Genomic DNA, 26,014 nt, shown 5'->3' with positions numbered 1-26,014 from the left:
CGCTATGCACATTTCAGTTCTTGATTTGCATTATGAATAAAAATAGGATATGCAAACAATAATATAGTTTAGTTCTATATTTTCGTTTGCATATTCAAAATAAAAAGGAAACTTACAGAGCAGTAATTTTTACTGAACTGGCTTTGTCATTAAAACTTCCTAAACAGCTATTGTTTCCTGTTATTACAACAGATTCTCCGCCATAATTATCGTTTTGATACATGGTAATTTTGTATCCGCTTTCTAATCGAACAGAAGACAAATCATCATTTGCAATACCATACGATTTTAGCTGAGCCAATGTGTAGTTACCAGCAGGCAAAGCAATTGCATAACCCGTATAATTGCAATTTTGATAAAGTGTTACAATCCCTCCAGCGGTAGCATTGTATTTATTGTCGGTATAAGTGCGGGAAAGATTGCCTACACCATCAAAATAATTATCTGCTAGTTTTGCAGGATCTGTGGCAAATTCTCCACCTTGTACGATAGCATCATTTCCATCATTCCATGCCCACGGAGCGTTTGCACCGCCAGTTTTAAAATCATTTCCTGTAAATCCTCCGGCTGGACTTGAAAACAATTGCGTATTAAATCGCTGATCCCATAATCCGCCGCTTTCAAAAATATCAACAAGTTTGTACTCAACATAATTATCATAATTGTCAGCTGGTATTTGTGCCACTCCGCTTGCAGATGGATAATAGATAATTCCGTCTCCGTCAATATCATGCTGTGGCCACGCTTTAAGACTATGTCCTTTAGAATCTTGTGCCGTAACAGGATGCAATTCGCCGTTAAAATCTCTCATTTGTAATGTTCCGTCAATACTTTCCAATCCGCTTACAAAAGAACTTCCGGAGGGTACATACGAAAAGAAATCAGAGTGACTTACCGTAACCGCTCCTTTTAAAGTTCCATAAGTTGAACCATTTTTTTCTACAATCATTAATACACCTTCTAAATCATTTTCATGTTGGTCTAATGAATATAAAAGCGGATTATCTGTCCAGTCTCTTGGAGAGAAAAAAGCATAAGTAATGAACCAATGTGTGTTTGATTCTACGATCGAATAATAACAATGTGCCGCTAAAGAATTGGCAAAAGCCGGAAGATTGTTCCAGTTGTTTTCGCCATTCCAGTCATTGTCGTAGTTAATAGCCGTAAGATAATCTGATTTTCCTCCTTCAGAATATGTTCCTGTGGCATCTACATCTTTATAATGAATAGGTGCCCATCTTCTGGCCAAATCAGAACTTGCTGCTGAACTCATTTTCTTGAAATTTTTTTGCTCTTTTACCACAGCGGTAGTTTCTGCTTCGTCTAATGTCGTGTCCTGACAAGAGAATGTAATTGCGGCTAATGCAATAATTAAGACTTTACTTAAAATCTTTTTTCGATTTTGTTTTTTCATAATTCTGGGTTTAATGGGTTTATAATAGATTTAAATGCACTGATTTTGATAAATTCTTGATTAGCATTAGTAACTTTGTTTTTTGAATTATAATTCTTACTAGTTATAAGTACTGTAAAAGAGAAATCGTACTATCTGGACGATATTATAATACCGTTAACAAAAAGTTAATAGGATTAAGATTATTTGTCGCTTGCGAAGTCAGTAAAAACGACGAGTTGAATAAAGCATTTATCGCAGTTATAATGGCGTTTGGATCTAAGTTATAACCGTGATATCAGGAAGACTAAAATATGTTACCAGTAAATTAAATTATGGTTAACTGGTTGTGTTTAATTCTGTTTTGATATATTTAATTCTCAAATTTACAGGTACATCAATAAAGTATCAACCAATTTATTCTTTTATAATAGTATCTTAATAAACGTGCAAAACTACCTTATACCTTCAGAAATATCCTGGCTATCTTTCAATAACTGTATTTTGGATGAAGCAAATGATGTTAATAATGCATTATACGAACGAATCAAGTTTTTAGCGATTCATTCGTCTAATCTGGATGAATTTTTCAGAGTTAAAATCAGAAAATTGCTGATCAAAAATTCAAAGAAAAATGCAGCTTTACTAGATAAGATTTTAACTGAAATTAATCTTCAGCAAAATAGATTCGGGTCAATCTGGAATTATTCGATAGTACCGGAATTAGCCGCAAATAATATTGTTTATTATGAAAATCAAGAACTTTTAGAAGAGCATTTGCACGAGATCGAATATTATTTTAAAAGTATTATTTTGTCTTATATTCAGGTAATTTATATATCGGTTAACCTTCCGAAAACTTATTTCTTAAACAATCGAAGTTTATACTTTTTAGTAAAGCTAAAAGATTCGGCAGGCAATTATCATTATGCTTATTTGAATATTCCGTCGGATAAATTGGATCGATATAAAAAATTGCAAAGTCTGGGAGATACACAGTATATTATTTCGATAGATACTATTATAAAAAAATGTTTATCTCTGATATTCCCAACCGGAAAAGTAGTTTCCTGCAATGCTATAAAACTAAACAGAGACGAAAATTATCTGATAGAAGATGAAAACTCAGGAGATTTAATCGCAAAGATCGAAGCCAAAATCGAAGAACGAAAACGAGGTTCCTCGACACGATTTTTATATGATTATAATATGGATGCCGAAACAATTTCGGTATGTAAAAAAGCGTTCCGTCTTCATAACAATGAAATGATAAAAGGAGGAAGTCATCACAATTTTTATGATTTATTCCGTTTTCCAAATCCTGTAAAACCAAATCTTCAGGGAGCTAATTATCCTGGTCTCCAACATTTGCCTTTTGAAAGCAATAAGTCGGTTTTTGAAATTATTGACAGACAAAATCAATTGCTTCATTTTCCGTATCAATCGTATTATTATGTACTTCAGTTTTTTAATCAGGCAGCAATTAATAGAAATGTTCTCGAGATAAAAATTACTTTATACCGTATTTCGTCAGAATCACTGATTGCAAATGCGTTGATAAGTGCTGCAAAAAATGGTAAAAAAGTAACTGTTTTTGTAGAGGTTAAAGCGCGCTTTGATGAATATAATAATTTATTCTGGTCTAAAGAAATGAAAAATGCCGGCATAAAAATTATTCAAAGTATGCCGAATCTAAAGGTTCATGCCAAAGTTGCAATGGTGATAATGAAAGATAAGTACGGAAACAAGAAACATTACAATTATCTGTCTACAGGAAATTTTAATGAAAGTACGGCAAACATTTATTCTGATTTTGGATTTTTTACTTCTGAAAAAAGATATACTGATGATTTAAAGAAAGTCTTTACATTCTTAAAAAGCAAGAAGAAAACCGAAGGTCCAAAACATATTCTGGCAGCAGGTTTTAATATGAAGGAAAAATTAATAGAATTAATAGATGACGAAATAAAAAACAAAAAAGACGGTAAAGAAGCGTATATCTTTTTGAAAGTAAACGGAGTCGACGAAAAGGATATTATTGATAAACTTATTGAAGCAAGTAAAGCTGGTGTTGATGTGGTCATGATCGTACGTGGAATTTGCACCTTATTACCGGGAATTAAAAATATAACTGAAAACATCGAAATTTATCGCATCGTAGATATGTTTTTAGAACATTCGAGAATATACAAATTTGCCAATAATGGCGATGAAAAAGTATATCTATCATCTGCGGATATGTTAAGTCGAAATTTAAACCGAAGAATAGAAGTTGCTTTTCCGATATATGATCAAAGAAATATTGCCGAAATAAATAAGATTATTGAATTACAACTGGAAGACAATACAAAACGGAGAAGTATAAATAGCGAAGGAATTAACGAATTGGAAATTTTAGATACAGAGATCCCAAGACGTGCCCAGACCGAAATTTATAATTTCATTGCTCAAAATAATAGGGAATAATGTTTTCCTAATATTAAAGTGAATCATTATATGTAATGAAAATGAAAAAGTGATTTTAGACGCTTATTTTTTTCTGGATTTAGATGTATTGTTAAAAGACAGTACTTCTAGTTGTTTAATTACAGCTTCTATGAAAGCAAAAAAAGTTGTTCTTGTCTTTTCATGTGGCAATAACTCCGGGCTTTGATGATAATTACTAAGTGTAATAGTGTAGTCATATGCTTCTAAAAATTCAATACGACCTTCTTCTAATATGAAAGCTGCTTTGCTGTTTTTTGAAATGATATTTTCGTACAGATCTTTAAAAGATTTGAATTGTCCGGTTATCGAAAAAATAATGACCAGACTATTTTTGCTCAACAAGTCATTTATAGATGTTTCGTGTGCAACTGCCCATATTGGGATATCTAATAAATTTCGTAGTTTATATTCAAAATATTGTCCCGAAATAAAGGAAGGACCATAACCAAATAGAATGATTTTTTCGAACTTTTGGAGATGTATTGCAAAATCATCAACAATGTCAGGATTAAAATTATCAAGAAATTTATTTAAGCGTTCATTTTCGTTGGAGACTACAGTAAACGCTTTTCCGCTAATAAAAACTAAATATTCTTTATAGCTTTTGAATCCCAGTTTTTGTACAAATTTTGAAATTTTAGAAGGTGAACAACTGCAAATTGAAGCAGCATCTATAATAGATAATGTATTGTTTTGTTTTATTTCTTTCAGTAGAATCGCATAAATGTTTTTCTCTAATGGGTTGAGTAGATCTTTATTAATAATATACATTTCCTTCGTTATTTTTTAGTAAAAATATTACATTTTATTTGAAATTGATCTTCTTCTTATTCTTTTTCAATTTATTTAAAAGCTATTTACGAAAAAGTGTGTGTAAATGGGCTTTTTTATTTTCCATTCAAAGTAAAGCTTTTTTTCTCGTTTCAGATACTTTATTTCTGTTTTATGTTATTTTTTCCGCTTTTTGTGGCATTATTTCTTGATTATTTCTATAATCTATATTTTATTTTTTTTTTATTTTCCATTATTTTATGTTAAAATAATATATATGGAAAATAATTATGTTTTTTTTGAATTATTTTTCTTACGTTTGCTATATCGTAATAGTTGTATTACAAAAAAAATAAGGTCAAGCATAAATGAAGATGGATTAATCAAAAAAACTTAAAGGATATGAAGGAAAATAAAACGATTTTAAATGATTTAGGAACGATGCTAAAACAAGAGCAGATAAACATCAATTCTGATGATTTATACGAAGCATCTGCAGACCGATATAAAAAATATGCCAAAGCAAAGAAAGTTTTAGATGTTCCTGCTCCAATTGCGATAGTTTATCCGGACTCTGCAGATCAGGTTTCTGAAATTCTGAGATATTGCAATGCTTACGGAATTAATGTTATTCCAAGAAGTGGAAGAACAGCAACTGAAGGAGGTTTAGAAAACTGGAAAGAACAAACCTTAGTGGTTGACGGAAAAAAATTAAATAAAATTATAAAGATCGACCCTTACAATTTTCAGGCAACTGCGCAATCTGGAGTTGTATTGCAAGATCTGGAAAATGAGGCGAGAAAACATAATTTGACAACAGGACATTCTCCTCAATCTAAACCTGTTGCACAAATGGGAGGTTTAGCTTCTACTCGAAGCATTGGACAATTTTCAACTTTATACGGAGGAATAGAAGATATGTTGGTAGGATTAGAATGTGTTTTTCCTGATGGACATATTTCCCGTATAAAAAATGTACCAAGAAGAGCTGGAGGACCAGATATAAGGCATATTGCGATTGGTAACGAAGGAGCTTTATGTTACATCACAGAAGTTACCGTAAAACTATATCGATATTTCCCTCAAAACAATCAATTTTTTGGGTATTTACTAAAAGATGTCGATACAGGAATTAAGGTTTTAAGAGAAGTAATGGCAAATGGATACAGACCTTCTGTAGCCAGAGTATATTCTGAAGAAGATGCAGCTCAACATTTTAGCCAATTCCATAAAGGACAATGTATTTTGGTTTTTATGGCAGAAGGAAACGAAAATATGGTTGCCGCTACAGCGACAGGAATAGAAGATGCCGTAGAAAAATTTAAAGAAGGCATCACAGAAAAAGTAGATCCTTCCTTGATCGCAGGTTGGTTCAATCATCTTAACTGGACTCAGGAAAGAATAGAAGAAGAAGTCAAAGATATGGTTACTAAAAACTCTCATGACGGATTTACAACAGAAATATCTGCCGACTGGGGAAATGTTACCAAGATTTACTACAATGTAATCGAAAGAATTAGAAACGAATTTCCAAGAAGTAAAGATATTACCATGCTTGGCGGGCATTCATCTCACAGTTACATAAACGGAACCAATATGTATTTTGTATACAACTACAATATCAATTGCGAGCCACAAGACGAAATGCGATTGTATCACCACCCAATTCAAACCATAATTGTAGAAGAAACCCTGAAACTTGGCGGTTCAATGTGTCATCACCACGGAATTGGTAAATACAGAAATGAGTGGACAAAAGAAGAACACGGAAGCGCTTACTACATGCTTGAGAAATTAAAAGAAGTTTTTGACCCTAATGGAATCATGAATTTCGGAACTATTTTTCCTCAGCCAGAAGGTGAAAAGTATCAAAAATAATAGCCATTATAAAAAACAAAGCATATGAAAAGATATATTCAATTTATCCTCATAGTGCTGGCTGCCGGAGCAATTTATCCACTGATTTATTTAAGGACAAATTATCAGGAAACCATTTTAGCAGTTTTTAAAATTGGTTTAGATGATCTTAATATTATCTATACCGTCTTGGGATTTATATTCATATTAGGATATTTCCCAAGCGGTATATTAAGCGATAAGTTTTCTGCTAAGTATCTACTGGTTTTTTCCTTGTTAGGTACTGCGGTCGGCGGATTTTGGTTTGCTCAGATTCCTGAATATGGCTCAATCATAGGCATATTCTGTCTGTGGGGAGTGTTCTCTGTATTTACATTCTGGGGAGCTCACATGAAGTTGGTCAAGTTGTTATCTACTCCTGAAGAAGAAGGACGTTTCTTTGGTTTTCTGGATGGAGGAAGAGGTGTTATAGAGGCGATATTAGCAAGTGTAGCATTGCTTATTTTTTCTCATGTTTTGGCAAAAGGAGAAACATTGGCAAATAAAACCGAAGCATTACAATATGTTATTTATATGTATTCTGGTGTGTTACTTGTTGTAGGGATTCTTATTGCCTTATTTGTAGAAAAAGAAGTAGTAAAACCAACTAAAAATGAATTAACAGTAGTAAAAGAAACTCTTGAAGAAGAAAAAGGTTTTGATTTTAAAGATGTTAATTCTGTTATCAAAAACAAGTTTGTGTATCTCATGGGAGCAATTATTTTTTGCTCGTACGCAGTAACCTGGGTAGTGTATTATTACGGTGGTTTTATGGAAAAAAATCTTAAAATCACTCCGGTTACAGTAAATACGATCATGGTAATTGTGTTATGGATGAGACCTATTGGCGGAATTTTAGGCGGCTTTTTAGCCGATAAATTTGGGAAAAGTCTAACACTGGTTACCGCTTTAAGCGGAGCTGTTCTTACCTTATTTGGTATAGCTTTTCTTCCTGCAGAAACAACAAGTTTCAATGTCTATTACATTTTAATAATATTGGGAGGAACATTTGTTTATGCCATTCGTGGTACCTATTGGTCATTACTGGGAGACAGTAGAATTGATAACAAAATCATGGGTACAGCGGTAGGTTTTATTTCCCTTTTGGGATACTTGCCGGACATATTTATACCGTATTTCAGTACAGTAATTTTCAACAAATTTGGTCCCGAGGGAGGTTACAATGCTTATTTTATAATAAGCGCGATTCTGGGAATAGCAGCAATTTGCTTTGTGACTATTTTTAAACAACAGACTCAAAAAAAAAAATTATAACAATAAAAAAATATAAAATGGAAATTACAGATTTTAACATGGGCTATTTTTCTCTTAAAGGGAAAAACGCAATTGTAACAGGAGGAAATACAGGATTAGGACAGGCTTTTTCTTTGGCTTTAGCAAAAGCTGGAGCTAATGTTTTTATGCCAAGTATTATGCCGGATGATACAGATTTCAATCGATTGATAGAGAACGAAGGCGGAAAAGCGGTGTATATGAATGCAGATATTACAAAAGACGGCGTACCAAAGAAAATTGTCGAAGGATGTGTAGAAAAATTAGGATCTGTAGACATATTGGTAAACTGCGCAGGAATTTGTTTAATTGCTGATGTTTTGAATTTTGGAAGAAAAGAATGGGATCCGATGGTAAGCATCAATTTAACGGCAGCTTTCGAAATGTCTGCAGAAGTTACCAAGTTTTTCATTCCTCAAAAAAGCGGAAAAATCATTAATATTTGTTCCTTGTTTTCTTTCCTGGGCGGGCAATGGTCTCCGGCATATGCAGCTACTAAACACGGATTAGCAGGTTTAACTAAAGCATATTGTGACGAATTAGCACAGTATAATGTACAAGTTAACGGAATTGCTCCGGGTTATTTTAAAACTAAAGTCGCACAGGCATCTATAGAAAATCCGGAACGTAACAAATGGATTGTAGATCATACTCCGGAAGGTCGTTGGGGAGATGTAGCTGATTTAATGGGAACCACAGTATTTTTGGCAAGTCAGGCTTCACACTTTGTAAACGGACATATTTTATCTGTTGATGGCGGATTCTTAACGAGATAAAACGAATTGTTATGAACGATCAATATTTTATTTCAATCGATAATGGGTCTCAAAGTACCAAAGTGTATATTATCAACTCAAAAGGGGAGATTGTACATTCTGAAATAGAACCTCTAAAGCCTATGATGTTTAGGAAAACCGGATATGTAGAGCATCCTGACGATGATTTATGGGATAGCATAAAAGTAGCTCTGATCCGGTTAATGAAAAACTTCAAAGGCGATGTAAACCTTATAAAAGGGGTTGGACTTTGTACCATTCGTTGTTGCAGGGTATTTATGAAAAAGGACGGGAATCTGGCGGCGCCGGTTATGAGCTGGATGGATGTAAGGGCCTATGAAACTTTTGAAGATTCAGAAGAAATAGCTTATACATGTCCTACAACAGGATATATTACGCATCGTCTTACCGGAGAATTAAAAGATACGGCGGCAAATGCTTTTCAGTGGCAATTTCCTGTAGATATGGAAACATGGAACTGGTCTGAGGATAAAGCTGTTTTGGATAATTTTAAAATTCCAAATGAGAAATTATTAAAACTGCAAATGCCAGGAACTGTTTTAGGCACTGTAACTAAAGCTGCTGCTCAGTTAACAGGTTTACCGGAAGGATTGCCAGTAGTTGCTACAGCAAATGATAAAGCCGTAGAAGCTTTGGGCGCAGGATTAATAGATTCAACCAGAGGATTATTTTCTTTAGGGACTTATATCACTTCTATGGTTGTAGGTAATGAAAACAGGCCAGCTCATGATAATTATTTTACAAACTTATCCTGTATTCCCAATCGCTATTTATTCGAAAGTGGTGGCGTAAGAAGAGGAATGTGGTTAATATCATGGTTTAGAGATCTTATTGGCGAAGAATTAAACATTAAAGCAAAAGAAAAAGGAGTTTCACCGGAACAAATTTTAGAAGAAGAAGCTCTGAAAGTTCCAGTAGGATCAGACGGTCTAATGATCGTTCCGGATTGGCTTGCACCAGCATATCAGTCGTATAGAAAAGGTGTGATGATTGGTTTTAACGGACTGCAAGGTCGTGGACATATTTATCGCGCTATTTTAGAAGGAATTGCATTGACACTGAACAATCATTATCAGTTGATGAATGAAACATTAGGTCATAATCCTGAAAAGATTATCATATCTGGAGGCGGAGCAAATAGTGATTTATTTATGCAAATTTTTGCAGACATAAGCGGAACGCCTGTTGTTCGAAACGAAATGAGCGGTTCGGCTGCTTTGGGCGCTGCTATTTGTACAGCGGTAGCAACAGGATATTATCCTGATTTTGAAACCGCAGTCAAAAGAATGGTAAAAGAAAAAGATGAGTTTCTCCCTAATCTGGAAAATCATAAAAAGTATAAACATATCAATGATAAAGTTTATCACAAATTACCACTATTGTTAGAAAATACATTAAAAGAAATGCAAAGTTTAGAACTAGAATAAAGCTTTGGTTTTTCTTTCCATTATTTAAAAATAGCTTTCTATTGTCAGATTAGAAAGCTATTCTTTTCGTCAAGTATACAATCAATTTTGCAATAAAAACCAGGTGTGATGTACCATTGTACATTTCATGCCCACATATTTTATGCGCTTGATTGAAGCTTGAATTAATCTGGATTTTATAATTTAATTAATATAAAAATTATGCAACACAGGTATTATAGGTTATTTTTAGTTTTAATTACACTATTAATTAGTGATTTTATTTATTCGCAAGCAGCAGATATTGAGTCCAAAGTAGATACTTTGGTGACGAATTCTGAAAAGCCAATATTTAATATACATGGAGCTTTTCGAGTACATTATAAAGATGAATTTTATAATGAAACCAGAAAAAAAGAAGGCGGTGAATTTGGTTTTGACTTGTTTGCCCTTGTAGTAGATGCTTCGTATAAAAAGTTTAGAGTATTTGCTGACATGAGATTTATGCCCGCTTCATCTGGAGGGACAATGCCAAAAGAAGGTTGGATAGGTTATGATTTTGAAAATGGAGATGATATTCAGGTAGGTTTAGTACAAGATCCTTTTGGGAACTTAGACTATAATTCATACAGTTGGTTTTTAGGAATAGGATATGCACTTGGATTCGAAGGAAAATATAGTATGGGAGCAAAGTACCATCATAAAGGAAAAGTCTGGGATTATCAGATTGCTTTTATGAAAAATGCGATGGAGACTTTTACTAACAATCCAGATTTAAGGGATAATCAATGGTCGGCGAGTGTAGTTGGAGATAACAAAGAAATCAATCAGATTTCCGGACAACTTGTTTATAAAATTAAAACAAATGACTTCTCACATAAAATAGGAGCTTCAGGACAATTTGGACAACTCTATAACTTTGTCGAAGATAAAATGGGAAGCCGAAATGCGTTTGCACTCCATTACCATTTAGATTATAAAAACGTAGGGATAAAAGCAGAAGTTTATAAATATGAATTTAATCCCAAAGGCGAAAACTCTCAATATGTAGACATGGGATCATTTAATTATACCTATCAAGTGGTTTCAAAAGCTGATGTTTATGCTTTATCAGCAAAATACAGTATTCCTTTTAAAGGTAAATCATTAAATGAAATCGCATTTTACAGCGAATACGGATATTTAGGAAAGAAATACAATCTCAATGCTACACATATGCTTACGAACGGTGCATTGATTAGAATTTTAGACGGAATATACACTTACGTGGAATATGTTGCAGGATATAATCATCCATTTTTAGGAGGGAGCCAGGGTAGTTTATACAATGAGTTTGATAATAAATGGCATGCCCGTCTTCAATGTAACATTGGATATTACTTTTAAATAAACCCTGATATTAAATGAAATACAACAAACAGAATTATAACTTAAAACTAAAAAAGGAAACAGAATATTAATTTCTGTTTCCTTTTTTTATTGATTTTATAGCGTATTTATTATCTTCCGCTTGAGGCTGTAATTTTTCCTAATTGAAGTCTGTAGTCAGGTTTTTTTGCATTAGAAATGTCTACAAAAGTTTCTTTGTTATCCGTTTTAGAATAAACATTAAAGAAAATACTGTTGCCATACCAATTTTCTAAATCTGCATTATCAGCACTGTTTTCTGTAAATATATTGCCATTGCATTGATTGAAAAACATCTCTTCAAATTTGATTTTCTTTAGATTTGCATCATTGATTTCAGTTTTGCTGTCTATTAAAACCGCAGGATTAAAACCAGAAACTACACTTCTTTTCATTTCCAAAGAGGCATTTTCACCAACATAAATAGCTTCCTTAACTAAACCTGACTGAATATCGGCAGTAATATTTTCGCTGTCATTCAACATTGTCATGTTTGAAGCAATAACCAATGTGGCTTTTTTGGTAAAGTCTGTTTCGTTTTTCTTTTCATACGTTTTTACCTCAAGACATCTTGAACCATCTTTGTTACTTGACAAATAAGAAGATCTCACGGCAAGTGAATTATATAGACGACATTGGATACCTTGTGTAAACTTAAAATCATCATTAATTGATTTGTATGAAACTAATTGAGAGGCATTCACATCTCCGCCATAAAAAGCAAATGAATCTCCGCCTGAGTAACTTACCATGACATTTTCTAAAACGGTTTTATTTCCTGCTCCAGCTATTGTCAATCCGTTAAAAGCATCTGAACCTTTTACTTTTTTACCTGCAAATTCAATTCGTACATATTTTAAAACTCCTGAACTTGATACAGTATTGTTTCCGCCATATACAGTAAGTGCAGGATCAAGATCCATGCTGTAAGAACCAGCGTTTCCAAATTTGTTTATTGGAGCATCACCAAGAATTACCAGACCTCCCCAGTCGCCAGCTTTTTTCACGCTTTGGTTTGAAGTAAATACGATAGGGTCTGTTTCCTGACCTTCGGCCATAATTTTAGCTCCTTTTGTGATTACCAATGTTCCTTTTGAAGCAGCATCGCCAATAATTACTGTACCAGGCTCAATAGTCAGAACGGCATTATTGGTTACATATACATTTCCTTGAAGTATGTATACATTCCTTTTCAATAGTTTTGTGTTTTCAGCAATATTTCCCGCTAAAATTTGATTGGCATCTTTAGATTCCGTCTTTTGAGGTTTAAAATCTGTCCAGTTATCCAGCCAGTTGCTGTATCCGATAATTCCTTTTTCCTGCTGTGCATTTACGCCGGCAGCTGCCAACAGTAAGCAAATAATTAGAGTAAGTTTTTTCATAGTCTTGGGGGCTATTTGGTATTATATGTAGGGCATCTTCAATACAAACCAATATTAAAACTTTTTTTTTGATTTTCGTTCATAAATCCGGATTTTTTTACATCAGTTTAAAAAATAAATTTTCCAGGACCAGATTTTTAGAAGAGCTTTTTCAAAAGTAGGCAAACTTTGTTCGATTTATCACGGACTTTACTCATATTTAACGCTCAAATAAAGAAATTTAACACAGCCAATTATTTTACTTTGAACTGCGATTAAACGATGAATTTATAAAGCTTTGATATGTATTTATTTACGGGTGTTTTTAGTAAAATGCTCATGACAAATATTAGCATTAACAGTTTTTAAAAAATAAGATCATGATTTGATTTGATATATTCAGCGTAAAAGAAATCATTGAAAAGGTTTTATTTTTTATTTAAAATTTTGATTTTCAGATTTTTATATCTAAAGTTTTGGTTTAACTTTTATATGAGATGGGGAAGAAGCGGAAGAATAGGATCAAGTTAGTTTAAGCGCTATTTATTTCAGTGTTAAGCTTTTATTACCAGCATTTATGTGATATGATATTTATCTATGTTTGCTTTAAAAAAGTAATATTAATAATAAGCCAATAAATAAATATGTTAAGTTTTCTAAAGCCAAAAAAACACAAAAGATTAGTTTCTAAAAATGATTTTAATGCCAATTTAGTTAAGCATTACAGACTTGCGACAGAATCTCTTGTAAGTCTTCGGGATGCTGAAATTGAAGAGGAAGATGAATTAAGAATAGATTACTTTTTTTACGCAGATACGCTTCAAAAAGCGCAGGCGTTAGAAACCGAAATTCAAAAGAAAGGTTTTACAGCAAACGTTGAAACCGCAATGCATGATAAAAATCTTTTTATAATTTCAGGAAAAACAGAGAAGATTAAAATGATGCATGAATCGTTAAGTAAATGGGTTACTGAAATGTCTGAATTAGGATATGAAAATGACTGTATTTTTGACAGCTGGAGCATTGATTCTGAGGTGAAATAAATTTACACAACATAATTAAAAGAGGCGCCAATAAAAGGCGTCTTTTTTAATTTGGGTTTCATTGCGATTCACGTTTTTATACATCGATTTATCTTTCAGGTTTATAACTTAAAAAAAAATCAAAATAAAATTTGTAAAGCTTAAATAAGCCTGTTTTGAGCAATTTTGAACTTGTATGAACGGTTTTCGCTTGTTATTTTTACGTTATTAAAAAAGAAGTAGATGCAACTGGATTTTAAGCAAATCGTAAATAAATGAAATAATAGAAGTAATTTTTTTTCATACTTCAACAAAAATAGATGTATAGGATTACAAGAAGCATTTTTATTCAATTTTTATTTAGAACTACAAATTTAGACTCCTTTACATTTAGCCGTAATTGCCTTAATATTGCAGTATAATTGATGCAGCAAAGACTGTACAAGAAATTAAAACAGTAAGTAAAAAATGTCCGTAGACGGATTCTTTATGCAGTTAGAAGAAAGTACTGACCTATCACAATCTGAATTAAAAAAGCTGGCTGATTTCCTGCCTTATCCTATCATTATTTCTGAACAAAGAGAAAATAAAGATTCTTATCTTTTCTTTAATAAAAACTTTATTGAAAAAATTGGCTATCGCTTAAGCGACATTTCCGGAACAAGTGATCTCGTCGAACTGCTTTATCCGGATACTGTTTATAGAGAAAAAATAATAGAAAAATGGACATCACAAACTGATGCAGTTAGAAAAAAAGCGAAGGGCTTTGTCAAGATAAAAGCACAGCTTAGCTGCAGGTCTGGTGAGAAGAAATGGTATGAAATAAAAGGCTCAATTATAAATAACCTTCATATTACAGCCTTTGTAAATATCAACAGTGATGTACTGCTGAAGGAAAAGCTAAAGAGAAAAAACCTAAACAATGACAGGATGCTTTCTATTTTAGGCCACGATTTAAAGAGTCCCATTATCAATCTTTTGTCTGTGTCTACGCTGGCAGAACAGTCAGAAATTAGCCAGCAGGAATTTATCGAAATTATGCAGCTCATTAAGGAAGATTCACTTGATGCGCTAAAATTACTGGACACCACTTTTAACTGGGCCAGAATGAATTTCAACAATATGAAACCTTTAAAAGAGGCGATTGATTTTGAAGTCCTGATTTCAGGAGTACTTAAAGTTTATAAATCCAGCTATGAAAACAAAAGTATCACTGTTACGGTAAAAACTGAAAAACTAAACGGTATACGAAGCGATGTCGAGATTTTGACTGTAATTCTAAGAAACATTATTTCAAATGCAATTAAGTTTACTCCTAAAGACGGGCATATTAGTATAACTGCAGAAGAAAATGTACTTATTATCTCTGATAGCGGTATTGGTATGAACCAGCAAATGGTAGATTCGATATTAAATCATAACTACAAAACCAGAAGAGGAACTGAAAACGAAAAAGGGATTGGAGTAGGATTACAGTTAGTACAGAATTTGGTGTCAAAGATAAACTGCAGCATAGAAATCAAAAGCGATATTGCGTCAGGAACAGCAGTATGTTTGTATTTTGATCTCAGTTAAAATAATTTAATACTGGCGAATCCTTGTGGCAAGTCTTATTTTTTTGATGCGTCCCAAGGATTCTGTGATAAGGTTTTTTATTGCCGGATAAGGACTATTGCTTCGTATTGCTAAATCAGGTTTTGTTTTTTCGATGTGGTTTCGCGCAGAGAGCAAATCTGTTTCCAGTTCTTCTAAAACACTGCCCTGAATGTTATCATTTTTTCTGTAATAGTAAATACAGCTGTGCAGGTCTTCAATCTGGCCGGAGATGTCATATATTGCATTTCTTGAAAAAGCCCGGATTTGGTAATACGAAAATTCCAATGGATTATCCTCAATTATTTTGTCCAGATCGTCGATCGCCCTGTAATGAAAATCTAATTTCTGAAAGCATTTCGCCCTGAGCTCATATACCGTACTGTTAAAACCGGAGATAACAGCTTTATCGAGGTAAAATATAGCTTCATTAAATCGCTCTAAAAGGTAAAGCTGTTTTACTTTATCTAAATCAACGAGCTCCTGCTGAGGATCAGATTTAACGAAATTTTTGTTGAATTTCATTCTGAGGCTGGCAAACCATTTCATAATTTTAAATTTAGATGGTTGATTATAAGAATCTACAGGGGGAGTTAAAAATAAACATTTTTTGCGAAACTGATGCAGAATTGTTTTAAATAAATTTACATTTTATTAATAATGAATGGATTATGCCTGATGTAGAGGGTTTGGAAACCCGTTTACTTAATGATTCAATGCAGCAATTATAATACTATTTTAAATTGGCGGCAATTCATCATTAACACTTATTAATTACCTTTAATGCTGCCACTAATCTTCAAAGATTAAATCTCTAAAATATGAAAACTATCCAGTTTAGAACAGATGATCTCACTCAGTACACCGTAAATATCCAACAAATTACATGTATGTATGCCGCCGAAGAATCTATAGGAACCTGGATTTATTTAAGCTGTGGCAGTCGCCTTAAAACGATTATTACTTTAGATATTATTTGGGAGATGATAAATGCCGCTGAAAATAAAAACTAGTCATTCAGTTTTTGTATTGTCTCATTTGAATAAAAGCTCCGGCAGCTTTTTCTAAAATTTTTTAGCGATAAAAATACCGCAACTAACTACTATTACATAATTTTGTGATCTATGAAGTAACTAGCTTCTTAATTTATATTATGAGTAATACATTTTCTGACAATAGCCAAATAGAACTGGTATCTACATTCTCTGAGCTTGTAAATACCCGTTTCAAGGACGAAATGAATGCGCTATGCTGGTTCAGAAATTTAGATGGCGATTTTAATGAGATCGTAACCCAATTATCGTTAAAAGAAAATATAACCGAAGTTTATCCTGAAGATCTAATCGCACTTCAACTTTCAGAAAATGGGAATATCGCAAGAGAAATAATTTTAAATGACTTACAATTATTAACTGATTTTGGCGCTTCGCCTGCTCTTAATTTACTGAAATGTTACGAACGTGATGATGAATTTGATTTTATATCTACAGATGTGTATTCGTTTCATGTGGATCGTTCGCCCATTGCAACAGATACTTTTTTATGTACATATCACGGAGCCGCAAGTGATATTGTTTCGAATTCGCAGGCAGAACAAAAAATCCTGATTCCTGAAATCCAAGCCAAACTAAAAGAGCTGCATGATGGACCAACGGAAGAATTTGAAGACTTTTTGAAAGAAAATTATTTTGATTTGCATTATCAGCTAAATGCAGATGCAGAACCTGTTAATTTAGGATTAGGACATCTTTGGAGATTGGCCGTAGATCATCCAAAACAAGAAGTTCTGCCGTGTATTCACAGAGCACCAATAGAAAATGAAGGAGAATACAGGTTGTTGTTGATCTGCTAGAGTAAATATATAATTTGTGCCGTTAGGGCACAAAATATCGATAGAAAAAAAGAATTGGAACAAATTTAGCGTGCCGTAGGTACGCAATCATTATCTTTTTGTTGCGTACCTACGACACGCTAATCTCTACCAATATCTTGTGTCTAATGGCACATTTTTGCTAGATAAGCTATCAAATTTCTTTTAAAATGTATTTAAGAAATACAAGTATAATCTTCATGCTTGGCAGGATTCCTTTTTTAACTTATATTCGCTGTTTATACATATGTGGGTATATTTTACTCGCTTAAAAATCTAATTTGTGAAAAACACACAAGAAAACGTACAAGATAATCAGCTTAAACGCGGGCTGACGAATCGCCATATTCAGTTAATTGCCTTAGGCGGATCAATAGGAACAGGGCTTTTCCTGGGTATTGGTCCGGCGGCTGTATTAGCAGGACCATCTGTTATTTTAGGATATGCTATTGCCGGAATTATCGCTTTTTTTATCATGAGACAACTTGGCGAAATGGTCGTCGAAGAACCTGTTTCAGGAAGCTTTAGTCACTTTGCCTATAAATATTGCGGTTCTTTTGCCGGTTTTGCATCAGGCTGGAATTACTGGATTTTATATATCTTAGTCAGTATGGCTGAACTTACAGCCATTGGTGTTTATGTGCAGTTTTGGTGGCCCGAAATTCCGCTTTGGGCATCTAGTTTATTTTTCTTTCTGGTTATTAATGCTTTAAATTTTGCCTCGGTAAAAGTTTACGGAGAAACTGAATTTTGGTTTTCGATTATAAAAGTTGTCGCTATTATTGCAATGATCCTTTTTGGTACTTATTTGCTAATAAGCGGAACAGGAGGAGAGCACGCAACCATTCATAATTTATATAACGACGGAGGCTTTTTTCCTAAAGGTTTCTTCGAAAAAACTGCAACGGGTAATTTTCAGGGTTTATTATCTGCAATGGCGCTAATTATGTTCTCGTTTGGAGGTTTAGAACTTATTGGGATTACGGCTGCTGAGGCCGAAAATCCGGAAAAAAACATTCCAAAAGCGACCAATCAGGTTATTTACAGAATCCTAATATTTTATGTTGGCGCATTGGTCATTTTATTTGCTTTATCGCCTTGGAGACAAATTACGACAGATAGCAGTCCGTTTGTAATGGTTTTTCAAAATCTAAACGGGATGGAATTTGAGCTATTTGGCAACAAAATATTTTTTACAAAGCTTATCGCTAATGTGCTTAATTTAATTGTATTAACCGCAGCTTTATCAGTATACAATAGCAGCGTATATAGTAACTCACGTATGTTATATGGTTTGGCAGATCAGGGTAGTGCACCTAAATTTTTAAAGAAACTAAACAAACATTCGGTGCCAATTAATGCTATTTTAATTTCTTCGTGTTTTGCAGCGATTTGTATTTTAATAAATAAAGTAATGCCCGATGAAGCTTTTAGTATTTTAATGTCTTTAGTGGTGTCTTGCTTAGTTATTAATTGGGTTATGATTTCGTATACACATTTAAGATTTAGACTTTCGAAAGACAAGGAAAACACAAAAACTAAGTTTCCTTCCTTATTTTATCCGGTGAGCAATTATATATGCTTTGTGTTTTTATTTGGTATTTTATCCATCATGTGGATTACTGATATGAAGTTATCTGTAGAATTAATTCCTATTTGGTTGGGGATTCTTTTTGTATGTTTTAAAGTTTTGAAAACGAAAAAGTAAGTAGCTAACTAATGGTATTCATTAAAAGGCATTGATTGTCAACATATAGTTGATTTTCAATGCCTTTTTTAAATGTGTTAAGATATACTTTGCGGGCACAGATTATAAATCCGCGCGATAGGGTTTTATAGAATATTTAAAGAAATCAGATTAAATTTCTATGACAAAAAAGTTATTTCCGATAAATTGAAAATTCTATTGATACTTACTCAAATCCAGATTAAGGATAGTGCCAACTCTGCTAAACTCTTCATTGATCTTTGCATTCAGGATTAATTGTTCGTTGTTTATGGGATGATTAAAAACTAACTGATGTGCATGAAGCATCATTCCTTTAAGGTCGAAATTCTCCAGCCATAATTTATTTTGTTTGTTGCAGCCATGTGGCCGACTTCCTAAAATGGGATGAAAAATATGTTTAAAATGTTTTCGTAATTGATGCATACGTCCGGTTTCAGGAATCGCTTCTACCAAACAATATCGTGAAGTGGGTTTATTGTTGAATTCTAAAGCAACTTCGGCATTTTGCAAACGATGAAAGTGAGTTATTGCATTTTGTGTAACGTCATCATCATTCGTTAAATCATAATCAATCGTAAGCTCATCTGGTGACCAGCCACGTAAAATGGCTAAATATTTTTTTTCGACTTCGCGAATGGCAAAACGATCATTCATAATTTTTAAAACCTCTTTATCGAGCGCAAATAACAAAACACCAGATGTTTTGCGGTCTAACCTGTGAACAGGATAAACGTGTTGCCCAATTTGATTTCTTAATTCCTGAATGGCATACACTTTTGCATCGCGCGCATAAAATGATTTATGAACCAACAACCCGCTAGGTTTATTAATGGCTATAATATATTGGTCTTGGTAAAGAATTTCTAACATTGGGCAAAAGTAAAAGAGATTTCGGTTGAAATTACTTTTATGAGTTTTTTATTTTATATTATAGTTCGGATTTTTTAGTTATTATGACTTTTCAATAATTGGTGTAATTGTATAAACTTGGTAAGTATAACCTTTGAATTTTACATTTTTTCTGTACTGATCTTCAAGCGATTTTAGTTTGACAAAGGAAGATTTTGAGATAAAATTTAATTTATGCAGAGATAGTTTGATATTTATGTCTGAAACTCCCATTTCGATCATCTGCGAGGTAAGTTTATCAAATCCTTTGGGAACATCCATTTTGTGCACGTTAATAAAGACATCGTTTGCTTTTTTATGTTTTTTAGATCTTTCATAAAGTGTGTTTATATAATGTTCTGACGCTCTATGATTGAAGTTAACGGTAGTTTCAGAATTAAGAAACTGCAGAAGATTAAGTTGGTCAATACTGTTTTTATCATTTATGTTTACTACCTGTTCTTTTTTATTTCCGAGTTTATAAATATTGGTATCATATACAGCTAACATATACGAATCGTTCAGTGGCAAGAACAGCTGTAATCCTTTTAGTCCAAAATCTCTCTGGCTGCAGATCTTCCAATTTCTTTTTTCTAAAAACTGATTGTAGAGGACTAGGGGATTATCTGAAATAATAAAGGGGTTAGAAGTTGTATTTTTAATGAGTTTGTATTTTAGATCCAAAAGATCAGAAGCCAGTAGTTCTGCGGATTTGAGTGAGTCATGTTTTCCCTGATAAGTTTGATGTTCTTTTAATCCAGATAGCATATTGGTTGAAACATTGCCTTCACTGATTTTAGATTTTGTGTTGGGAAGTTTTTGCTCAAAATTATTTAGAATTTTGAAATGTATAGGATTTCGAAGATCCAAAACAACCATGAAATGCAACATTTTAGAATGATCCTTACTTTGAGCAATCGGCAGTTTTTCTTTTTCCCACATTTCTTTGAAGATTGGAGCGGAATTAGCTTCGTGCTGTGAAAGCCAATTTTCCAGATTTCCGTCCCGATCATAAAAGTAATCACAGCTGAGTTGTGAATAAATCGGTACCTGGTTTTTGAAAGTATTCAATTTCATATTAAACATACCAATTGTTTTTCCATTATTTTCATAAGAGAAAAAACGCTGGAAAAACTGCGGGACAAAGTGCTGATTTTTTGTAATATATTTTTTGTGCTGAATCATTTTGCATTCTGCTTATTAGTAAATTAAACTTATCTCAAGTGAGAAATAAAATTAATTAAATATTTTTAGAATATTTACATCATAATTTAACGTTGGAGGCGAGTAGATTTCTCTAATTAGTAGAACAGGTGTTTTTACTTGTGGAAGATATTAAATAATCAATATATTTGTTAGTAAAGCTTTTTTTACAAATAAAGCGATTTTAAATTTTTAAAATAAATTAAAATATGTGGAAGGATAGTGAGACTAATATAGATCTATTAGATTTTGATTATTTAATTGAAATTACAAAAGATATTATTGAAAATGATGAGTTATCTCCATGCACAATTGGAGTTTATGGAGATTGGGGAAGTGGAAAATCAAGTTTGGTCGAAATGATTTTAAAAGACTACGAAAAAAAAGATGACTATTTGTGTCTAAAATTTAATGGCTGGTTATTTGAAGATTATGAAGATGCTAAAACAGCTTTGTTAGGGAGTATTCTTGATAAAATAAAAGAAAATAAAAAAAACAGCGAAAAAGCAAAATCTATATTAAAAAAACTTTTTAAAAATCTTGATTACCTTGATATTGCAAGTAAAGGTATAAAGTATGGAACTGATTTTATATTAACAGGAGGTATTGGTACTATAGCAGATTTAACTATTCAAAATGTTCTCAGTAAAACTAAAGCATTAGGTAGTGAAGTCAAACATGATGGTATAAAAAAAATATTAGAAAATACATTTAAAAAAGAAGAGGTTAGAAAAAATTTACGAGAGTTTAGAAATGATTTTGAAGAATTACTAAAGGAAACTGGAACTAAAAAACTTGTTGTATTTATTGATGAATTAGATAGATGCAATCATGATACTATATTAGAAACATTAGAAGCAATTCGGCTCTTTTTATTTACTAAAGGAACATCTTTTATTATTGGTGCAGATGAAAGACAAGTTATGTACGCAGTTAGAAAAAGATTTCCAGAGGTCAAAGGTAATCAGATTGATATAGGAAAGGAATATTTAGAAAAAATGATACAATATCCAATAAAAATACCTCAGTTGGGAATAAATGAAGTTGAATTTTATATTACTTGTCTATTCTTTCAGGACCTTTTCAAAGAAGATTATTCCCAAATTATTCAGTTTATCAAAAAACAGAGAAAACAAAATTTTTTAAGCTTTGAAATTACATTTGATTTAATAAAAAATGAATTTGCTACTTTGGATGAAGAAAAAATAAAGGAGACAATATCTTTATCAAAACAATTATCTTCTGTTTTATCTAAAAGTTTAAATGGAAATCCTAGGCATTGTAAAAGGTTTTTAAATTCCCACTCAATGCGTTTAAAAATGGCAAAGTTTAAAGGTGTTGAATTAGACAAAAAAGCTTTGGCAAAAATAATGCTAATTGAATATTTTAAAGAAACTGTATTTAAGCAAATAGGTGAATTACAAGCAAATGAAAATGGAAAGCCAAAAGAGTTAGAATTTGTAGAAAAAGACGAATGGAGTTCGGTTAAGAAGCTAAAAATATGGAAAGATGATGAATGGTTTTTAAATTGGTTAAGTATAGAACCTAAATTAACAAACATAGATTTACAGCCTTATTATTATTTTTCTAGAGAAAGTTTGCAAAATAATATTATTAAATCAACAACTACAATAAGTATAGAAGCTGAAAGTGCTTTAACACAATTACTATCAAAATCTGACATATCGCGTAAAGAAGCTATAAAAAAAGAATCAAATATAAATGAGTTCGAATCTCTAGAAATTTTAAAAACTTTATTTTCAAATATTGAAGTGTCAAGTGATATTGATGCGAAGTTGTTTACAGCATACATAGAATGGGGTTCTACAAAAGAAATTCTATTTTCTGAAGTAGTATCACATTTAAGCAGCTTACCAGCAAATAAGATTAAAATATCATTCATACCAAGAATTGCAGAGTTTGCTAAAGCAAGTAATAAGTTAAATGAAATTAAAGAGCTCGCAGAGAAGTGGAAAAATGATAACACTTCATTAAAATCATCAATTGAACAAGAATTAAAATAAAAAATATTATGGGAACATCAAGTATGTATAGTGGCTATTCTAACGGTAATTCTCAAGGAAATCCATTGCTTCCAAATGATTTTGATGAAAATGAAAATAATGATGAAAAAGATAATCAAGAAAATAATGATGAACAAGAAAATAATGATGAACAACCACAAGGGGAAAATAAGGTTAGCGATAAGAATGTAAGTTGGCAAACTGCTAAAACTTCAATGTCTAAAATAGCTTCAGGTAAATCTACTGTAAACAAAGCATTATCGAACTATGTTAAAGCATATGGAGGGGCCAAGTCTGCTTCTAAGACAGCTAAATCTGGAATTGCTACTGTAATAAGTATAGGTCAATTTATTAATAATGTTTCATCAGAGGGTTTTAGAGAAACATTGGAAAAATATAAAATTGATTCTACTGATAAATCTGCAAAAGATGTTCTAAGTGAGTTAATTAATTATTTAGCACCATCCCCAATTACTAAGGAAGATTCCATTGCGAGAAAAGCCTTAATAGTCACAATGGAGCTATTATATGAATTATTAGAGAAAGGAAACTTAGAAATTGATAAAATTGACAATTCAACATTAAATTTTATAGTTCCAAAATATATTGAATGTTATCTCTATGAAAGAATTATTAATGATCTAGGTAGTAGAATTGAAACTGCTTTTGTAAATTCAGCACAAGCAATTAAAATTGAGGAAGAAATTAAAGACTATATTAATGCTAAAGTTGATATTGCTTTTAAAGGAAAAGATTTCGAAAAGATGAGTTTTAAAAAAAATGAAGTTGAAAGCTTATACAATCAATGTTACACTATAATGGAAAATATGATATGAAAAATATAATTTTTAAACTTAATTCTAAAGATACATTTACTATTAGTAATCCAGATTTTAATATAGATCTGGCTTCTAAAGAGGATTATCATCATACATTCTATAAATCATTACGATTATTATATAAAATGCCCAATTTTTTCCAAACTGAAGCTCTGGATTTATTTTACATTTCTCTAATGGTTTATTTTGCTGATAGAAAAGTTTCTAGGACTGATTATATTGACAATTGGACTAGAGGATTTAAATTATTTATTCCCGTTTTAAATGTTGAAAAATGGAATAATAATAAAGCACTTCTAGAAAATATGATTTCTTATTTAAGTGGAGATATTTGGAAGTTTGAATTCAGAGAAAGGAATTTAAATGAAACAGAAAATAAAATATTAAACACTATAGATACTAAATATAAAGATAGAAAATTTAACCCCGATGCTTTTTGTATGTTATCGGGAGGATTAGATTCGTTCATTGGTGCAATCGATTTGCTTACTCATAGTAGAAATATAGGATTTGTAGGCCATTATGGTGGAGGTAAGGGAGTAAAGCCATTTCAGGATAAAATAAATGAGTTGTTAAAAGTTGAATATGGATTAACAGGAAATGAATTTTTCAATTTTCATGCAGCTCCTTTAAAGGGGGTTGAGGATAGCACAAGGACACGTTCGTTCATGTTTTTTGCCCATGCTATAATTTTAGCTTCTTGTTGCAAAAAAGATATTGAGTTATTTATTCCTGAGAATGGTTTAATTTCATTAAACATTCCTTTGACAAATACAAGATTAGGAAGTAGCAGCACAAGAACTACTCATCCATATTATATGAAATTATTACAAACATTATTGACAAATTTAGGAATAAGAATAACCCTTAAAAACCCTTATCAATTTTCAACAAAAGGAGAAATGCTGAGTAATTGTTCCAATTCAAATTTCATTAAAGAAAATTATAATTTTACTATGTCCTGTTCACATCCAGACCAAGGTAGATATCAAAAAGAATCCAAACCTTTTCATTGCGGAACTTGTTTACCTTGTACAATTAGAAGGGCATCTATTCTTAAAGCTTATAACCAAGATAAATCACATTATAGAGATAACAATTATAAAGAAAAAAAGGCACAAATTGAGTTGAAGTCCTTTAAAATTGGATTACAGGACTATAGAAAAACAATTAATAATAAATTTTCTATTCAAATTGCAGGACAAATTGATGAAAAACTAGATCAATATAGTGCTTTATATGATAGAGGAATGGTAGAATTAGGTAATTTTTTAGATTTACAAAATGAATGATTTTTTATTTGATACGCACTGTCATTTAGATTTATTAAATAGTTTTGATTACACCGTAGCGGAGATAGAAAAAAAGAAAATTTACACAATAGCTGTAACAAATTTACCTGTTTTATATGAGAAGCTATCTAGTAAAATAAACTCAAAATACATCAAACCTGCGTTAGGTTTTCACCCTGAATTAATTGAACAGTATCAAAAGTATATACCAGAAATGTGGCTGTTATTGCCTCAAGCTAGATATATTGGAGAAGTAGGCTTAGATTTTAAAGTAGGTAAAAATTCTAAAGTCTTGCAAACTAAATTTTTCGAAGAATTAATATTAAGATGTAATAATTTAGGTGGAAAAATATTGACTGTCCATTCAAGAGGAAGTGCTAATGAGGTAATTTCAATAATAGGGAATGAATTTAACAGTAGTTATATTTTGCACTGGTATTCAGGAAGCATAAAAAATTTAAATACTGCATTGTCAAATGGCGCTTATTTTTCAATAAACTATGCAATGGTAACATCTAGTTTGGGACAAAAGATTATTGAAAACATACCCAATGAAAGATTGCTACTTGAATCTGATTCTCCATTTATTCTTATAGACAAAAAACCTTTTAGCACGCTTGAAATTGATAAAGTGGTTATTAAATTAGCAACTATTAAAAATATAAGTTTAGAAGATATGCGGAGTATTCTATATTGTAATTTTAAAGAAATTTTAAAAAAATGAAACCGTATGGATTACCATT

21 protein-coding genes are annotated in these 26,014 nt (G+C 32.0%); 15 read left to right on the top strand and 6 right to left on the bottom strand.

Going from position 1 to position 26,014, the window contains the following annotated elements; genetic code table 11:
* Positions 1–112: 112 nt before the first annotated feature.
* Entirely contained in the window at positions 113–1,414 is a 1,302-nt protein-coding gene (locus BXU01_RS00215) for a hypothetical protein (protein ID WP_083691163.1), read from the bottom strand.
* A 426-nt stretch (positions 1,415–1,840) separates the two neighbouring features.
* On the opposite strand from BXU01_RS00215, the gene ppk1 reads away from it, so the two are divergent.
* Complete coding sequence (gene ppk1 / locus BXU01_RS00210; RefSeq protein WP_165689737.1) at positions 1,841–3,859, top strand: polyphosphate kinase 1; 2,019 nt, start codon at positions 1,841–1,843, stop codon at positions 3,857–3,859.
* Positions 3,860–3,922: 63 nt separating this feature from the next.
* On the opposite strand, the gene BXU01_RS00205 is transcribed toward ppk1, so the two are convergent.
* A complete protein-coding gene (locus tag BXU01_RS00205) occupies positions 3,923–4,651 on the bottom strand; it encodes a MurR/RpiR family transcriptional regulator (protein ID WP_083691161.1) in 729 nt (242 codons plus the stop codon).
* A 402-nt stretch (positions 4,652–5,053) separates the two neighbouring features.
* Between BXU01_RS00205 and BXU01_RS00200 the strand changes: the two genes are divergently transcribed.
* The 5 genes from BXU01_RS00200 (at position 5,054) to BXU01_RS00180 (ending at position 11,429) form a co-directional block, all read left to right on the top strand.
* Complete coding sequence (locus BXU01_RS00200; protein ID WP_206196592.1) at positions 5,054–6,529, top strand: FAD-binding oxidoreductase; 1,476 nt, start codon at positions 5,054–5,056, stop codon at positions 6,527–6,529.
* Positions 6,530–6,553: 24 nt separating this feature from the next.
* Positions 6,554–7,822, top strand: coding sequence for a nitrate/nitrite transporter (locus BXU01_RS00195; RefSeq protein WP_083691159.1), 1,269 nt, complete (start codon positions 6,554–6,556; stop codon positions 7,820–7,822).
* Positions 7,823–7,839: 17 nt separating this feature from the next.
* Complete coding sequence (locus tag BXU01_RS00190; protein ID WP_083691158.1) at positions 7,840–8,616, top strand: SDR family oxidoreductase; 777 nt, start codon at positions 7,840–7,842, stop codon at positions 8,614–8,616.
* An 11-nt stretch (positions 8,617–8,627) separates the two neighbouring features.
* Positions 8,628–10,064, top strand: a complete 1,437-nt coding sequence (locus tag BXU01_RS00185; protein ID WP_083691157.1) for an FGGY-family carbohydrate kinase — start codon at positions 8,628–8,630, stop codon at positions 10,062–10,064.
* A 201-nt stretch (positions 10,065–10,265) separates the two neighbouring features.
* Positions 10,266–11,429 (top strand): hypothetical protein, encoded by a 1,164-nt coding sequence (locus BXU01_RS00180; RefSeq protein ID WP_083691156.1) that lies wholly within the window; start codon positions 10,266–10,268, stop codon positions 11,427–11,429.
* 113 nt (positions 11,430–11,542) lie between these two features.
* Here the strand turns inward: BXU01_RS00180 and BXU01_RS00175 are convergent, their stop codons facing one another.
* Positions 11,543–12,832, bottom strand: coding sequence for a hypothetical protein (locus BXU01_RS00175; RefSeq protein WP_083691155.1), 1,290 nt, complete (start codon positions 12,830–12,832; stop codon positions 11,543–11,545).
* Between the two features lie 623 nt (positions 12,833–13,455).
* Between BXU01_RS00175 and BXU01_RS00170 the strand changes: the two genes are divergently transcribed.
* Positions 13,456–13,854 carry a ribonuclease E inhibitor RraB gene (locus tag BXU01_RS00170; protein WP_083691154.1) on the top strand — a complete coding sequence of 133 codons (399 nt, stop codon included), beginning with the start codon at positions 13,456–13,458 and terminating at the stop codon, positions 13,852–13,854.
* A gap of 447 nt (positions 13,855–14,301) precedes the next feature.
* Positions 14,302–15,408 (top strand): sensor histidine kinase KdpD, encoded by a 1,107-nt coding sequence (locus tag BXU01_RS00165; protein WP_083691153.1) that lies wholly within the window; start codon positions 14,302–14,304, stop codon positions 15,406–15,408.
* Between the two features lie 6 nt (positions 15,409–15,414).
* Here BXU01_RS00165 and BXU01_RS00160 read toward each other — a convergent pair whose 3' ends face one another.
* The gene (locus BXU01_RS00160) at positions 15,415–15,975 is read right to left on the bottom strand and encodes a hypothetical protein (protein WP_123773894.1); all 561 of its coding nucleotides are present in this window, start codon (positions 15,973–15,975) and stop codon (positions 15,415–15,417) included.
* A gap of 272 nt (positions 15,976–16,247) precedes the next feature.
* Here BXU01_RS00160 and BXU01_RS00155 point away from each other — a divergent pair, with 272 nt between their 5' ends.
* From BXU01_RS00155 to BXU01_RS00145, 3 genes are all read left to right on the top strand, one after another.
* The gene (locus BXU01_RS00155; protein ID WP_083691151.1) at positions 16,248–16,439 is read left to right on the top strand and encodes a hypothetical protein; all 192 of its coding nucleotides are present in this window, start codon (positions 16,248–16,250) and stop codon (positions 16,437–16,439) included.
* Positions 16,440–16,579: 140 nt separating this feature from the next.
* Positions 16,580–17,278 carry a DUF1826 domain-containing protein gene (locus tag BXU01_RS00150; RefSeq protein WP_083691150.1) on the top strand — a complete coding sequence of 233 codons (699 nt, stop codon included), beginning with the start codon at positions 16,580–16,582 and terminating at the stop codon, positions 17,276–17,278.
* Positions 17,279–17,579: 301 nt separating this feature from the next.
* Complete coding sequence (locus BXU01_RS00145) at positions 17,580–19,004, top strand: amino acid permease (RefSeq protein ID WP_083691149.1); 1,425 nt, start codon at positions 17,580–17,582, stop codon at positions 19,002–19,004.
* A gap of 195 nt (positions 19,005–19,199) precedes the next feature.
* Here BXU01_RS00145 and BXU01_RS00140 read toward each other — a convergent pair whose 3' ends face one another.
* Together BXU01_RS00140 and BXU01_RS00135 are read right to left on the bottom strand one after the other, a co-directional pair.
* Positions 19,200–19,895, bottom strand: coding sequence for a pseudouridine synthase (locus tag BXU01_RS00140; protein ID WP_083691148.1), 696 nt, complete (start codon positions 19,893–19,895; stop codon positions 19,200–19,202).
* Between the two features lie 81 nt (positions 19,896–19,976).
* Complete coding sequence (locus BXU01_RS00135; RefSeq protein ID WP_083691147.1) at positions 19,977–21,098, bottom strand: DUF4238 domain-containing protein; 1,122 nt, start codon at positions 21,096–21,098, stop codon at positions 19,977–19,979.
* A gap of 227 nt (positions 21,099–21,325) precedes the next feature.
* On the opposite strand from BXU01_RS00135, the gene BXU01_RS00130 reads away from it, so the two are divergent.
* From BXU01_RS00130 to BXU01_RS00115, 4 genes are read left to right on the top strand one after another with little or no spacing between them, the layout of a single operon-like run.
* Positions 21,326–23,140, top strand: a complete 1,815-nt coding sequence (locus tag BXU01_RS00130; protein ID WP_083691146.1) for a P-loop NTPase fold protein — start codon at positions 21,326–21,328, stop codon at positions 23,138–23,140.
* Between the two features lie 8 nt (positions 23,141–23,148).
* Entirely contained in the window at positions 23,149–23,976 is an 828-nt protein-coding gene (gene qatB / locus BXU01_RS00125; protein WP_083691145.1) for a Qat anti-phage system associated protein QatB, read from the top strand.
* Entirely contained in the window at positions 23,973–25,271 is a 1,299-nt protein-coding gene (gene qatC / locus BXU01_RS00120; RefSeq protein ID WP_083691840.1) for a Qat anti-phage system QueC-like protein QatC, read from the top strand. Before qatB ends, qatC begins: the two co-directional genes overlap by 4 nt.
* Entirely contained in the window at positions 25,264–25,995 is a 732-nt protein-coding gene (locus BXU01_RS00115; RefSeq protein WP_083691144.1) for a TatD family hydrolase, read from the top strand. Before qatC ends, BXU01_RS00115 begins: the two co-directional genes overlap by 8 nt.
* Positions 25,996–26,014: the final 19 nt, after the last annotated feature.

The organism is [Flexibacter] sp. ATCC 35103, from assembly GCF_001975985.1.
In the GTDB taxonomy this organism is placed as follows: Bacteria; Bacteroidota; Bacteroidia; order Flavobacteriales; family Flavobacteriaceae; genus Flavobacterium.
Note: the sequence above shows the minus strand (reverse complement) of the source record. Positions and strands in the feature narration are given on the sequence as shown.

Bases quoted from the DNA above. Each gene is read 5' to 3' on its own strand.
- BXU01_RS00215 (WP_083691163.1), bottom strand. From the start codon at position 1,414: ATGAAAAAACAAAATCGAAAAAAGATTTTAAGTAAAGTCTTAATTATT.
- BXU01_RS00205 (WP_083691161.1), bottom strand. From the start codon at position 4,651: ATGTATATTATTAATAAAGATCTACTCAACCCATTAGAGAAAAACATT.
- BXU01_RS00200 (WP_206196592.1), top strand. From the start codon at position 5,054: ATGAAGGAAAATAAAACGATTTTAAATGATTTAGGAACGATGCTAAAA.
- BXU01_RS00195 (WP_083691159.1), top strand. From the start codon at position 6,554: ATGAAAAGATATATTCAATTTATCCTCATAGTGCTGGCTGCCGGAGCA.
- BXU01_RS00190 (WP_083691158.1), top strand. From the start codon at position 7,840: ATGGAAATTACAGATTTTAACATGGGCTATTTTTCTCTTAAAGGGAAA.
- BXU01_RS00185 (WP_083691157.1), top strand. From the start codon at position 8,628: ATGAACGATCAATATTTTATTTCAATCGATAATGGGTCTCAAAGTACC.
- BXU01_RS00180 (WP_083691156.1), top strand. From the start codon at position 10,266: ATGCAACACAGGTATTATAGGTTATTTTTAGTTTTAATTACACTATTA.
- BXU01_RS00175 (WP_083691155.1), bottom strand. From the start codon at position 12,832: ATGAAAAAACTTACTCTAATTATTTGCTTACTGTTGGCAGCTGCCGGC.
- BXU01_RS00170 (WP_083691154.1), top strand. From the start codon at position 13,456: ATGTTAAGTTTTCTAAAGCCAAAAAAACACAAAAGATTAGTTTCTAAA.
- BXU01_RS00165 (WP_083691153.1), top strand. From the start codon at position 14,302: ATGTCCGTAGACGGATTCTTTATGCAGTTAGAAGAAAGTACTGACCTA.
- BXU01_RS00160 (WP_123773894.1), bottom strand. From the start codon at position 15,975: ATGAAATGGTTTGCCAGCCTCAGAATGAAATTCAACAAAAATTTCGTT.
- BXU01_RS00155 (WP_083691151.1), top strand. From the start codon at position 16,248: ATGAAAACTATCCAGTTTAGAACAGATGATCTCACTCAGTACACCGTA.
- BXU01_RS00150 (WP_083691150.1), top strand. From the start codon at position 16,580: ATGAGTAATACATTTTCTGACAATAGCCAAATAGAACTGGTATCTACA.
- BXU01_RS00140 (WP_083691148.1), bottom strand. From the start codon at position 19,895: ATGTTAGAAATTCTTTACCAAGACCAATATATTATAGCCATTAATAAA.
- BXU01_RS00135 (WP_083691147.1), bottom strand. From the start codon at position 21,098: ATGATTCAGCACAAAAAATATATTACAAAAAATCAGCACTTTGTCCCG.
- BXU01_RS00130 (WP_083691146.1), top strand. From the start codon at position 21,326: ATGTGGAAGGATAGTGAGACTAATATAGATCTATTAGATTTTGATTAT.
- qatB (WP_083691145.1), top strand. From the start codon at position 23,149: ATGGGAACATCAAGTATGTATAGTGGCTATTCTAACGGTAATTCTCAA.
- qatC (WP_083691840.1), top strand. From the start codon at position 23,973: ATGAAAAATATAATTTTTAAACTTAATTCTAAAGATACATTTACTATT.
- BXU01_RS00115 (WP_083691144.1), top strand. From the start codon at position 25,264: ATGAATGATTTTTTATTTGATACGCACTGTCATTTAGATTTATTAAAT.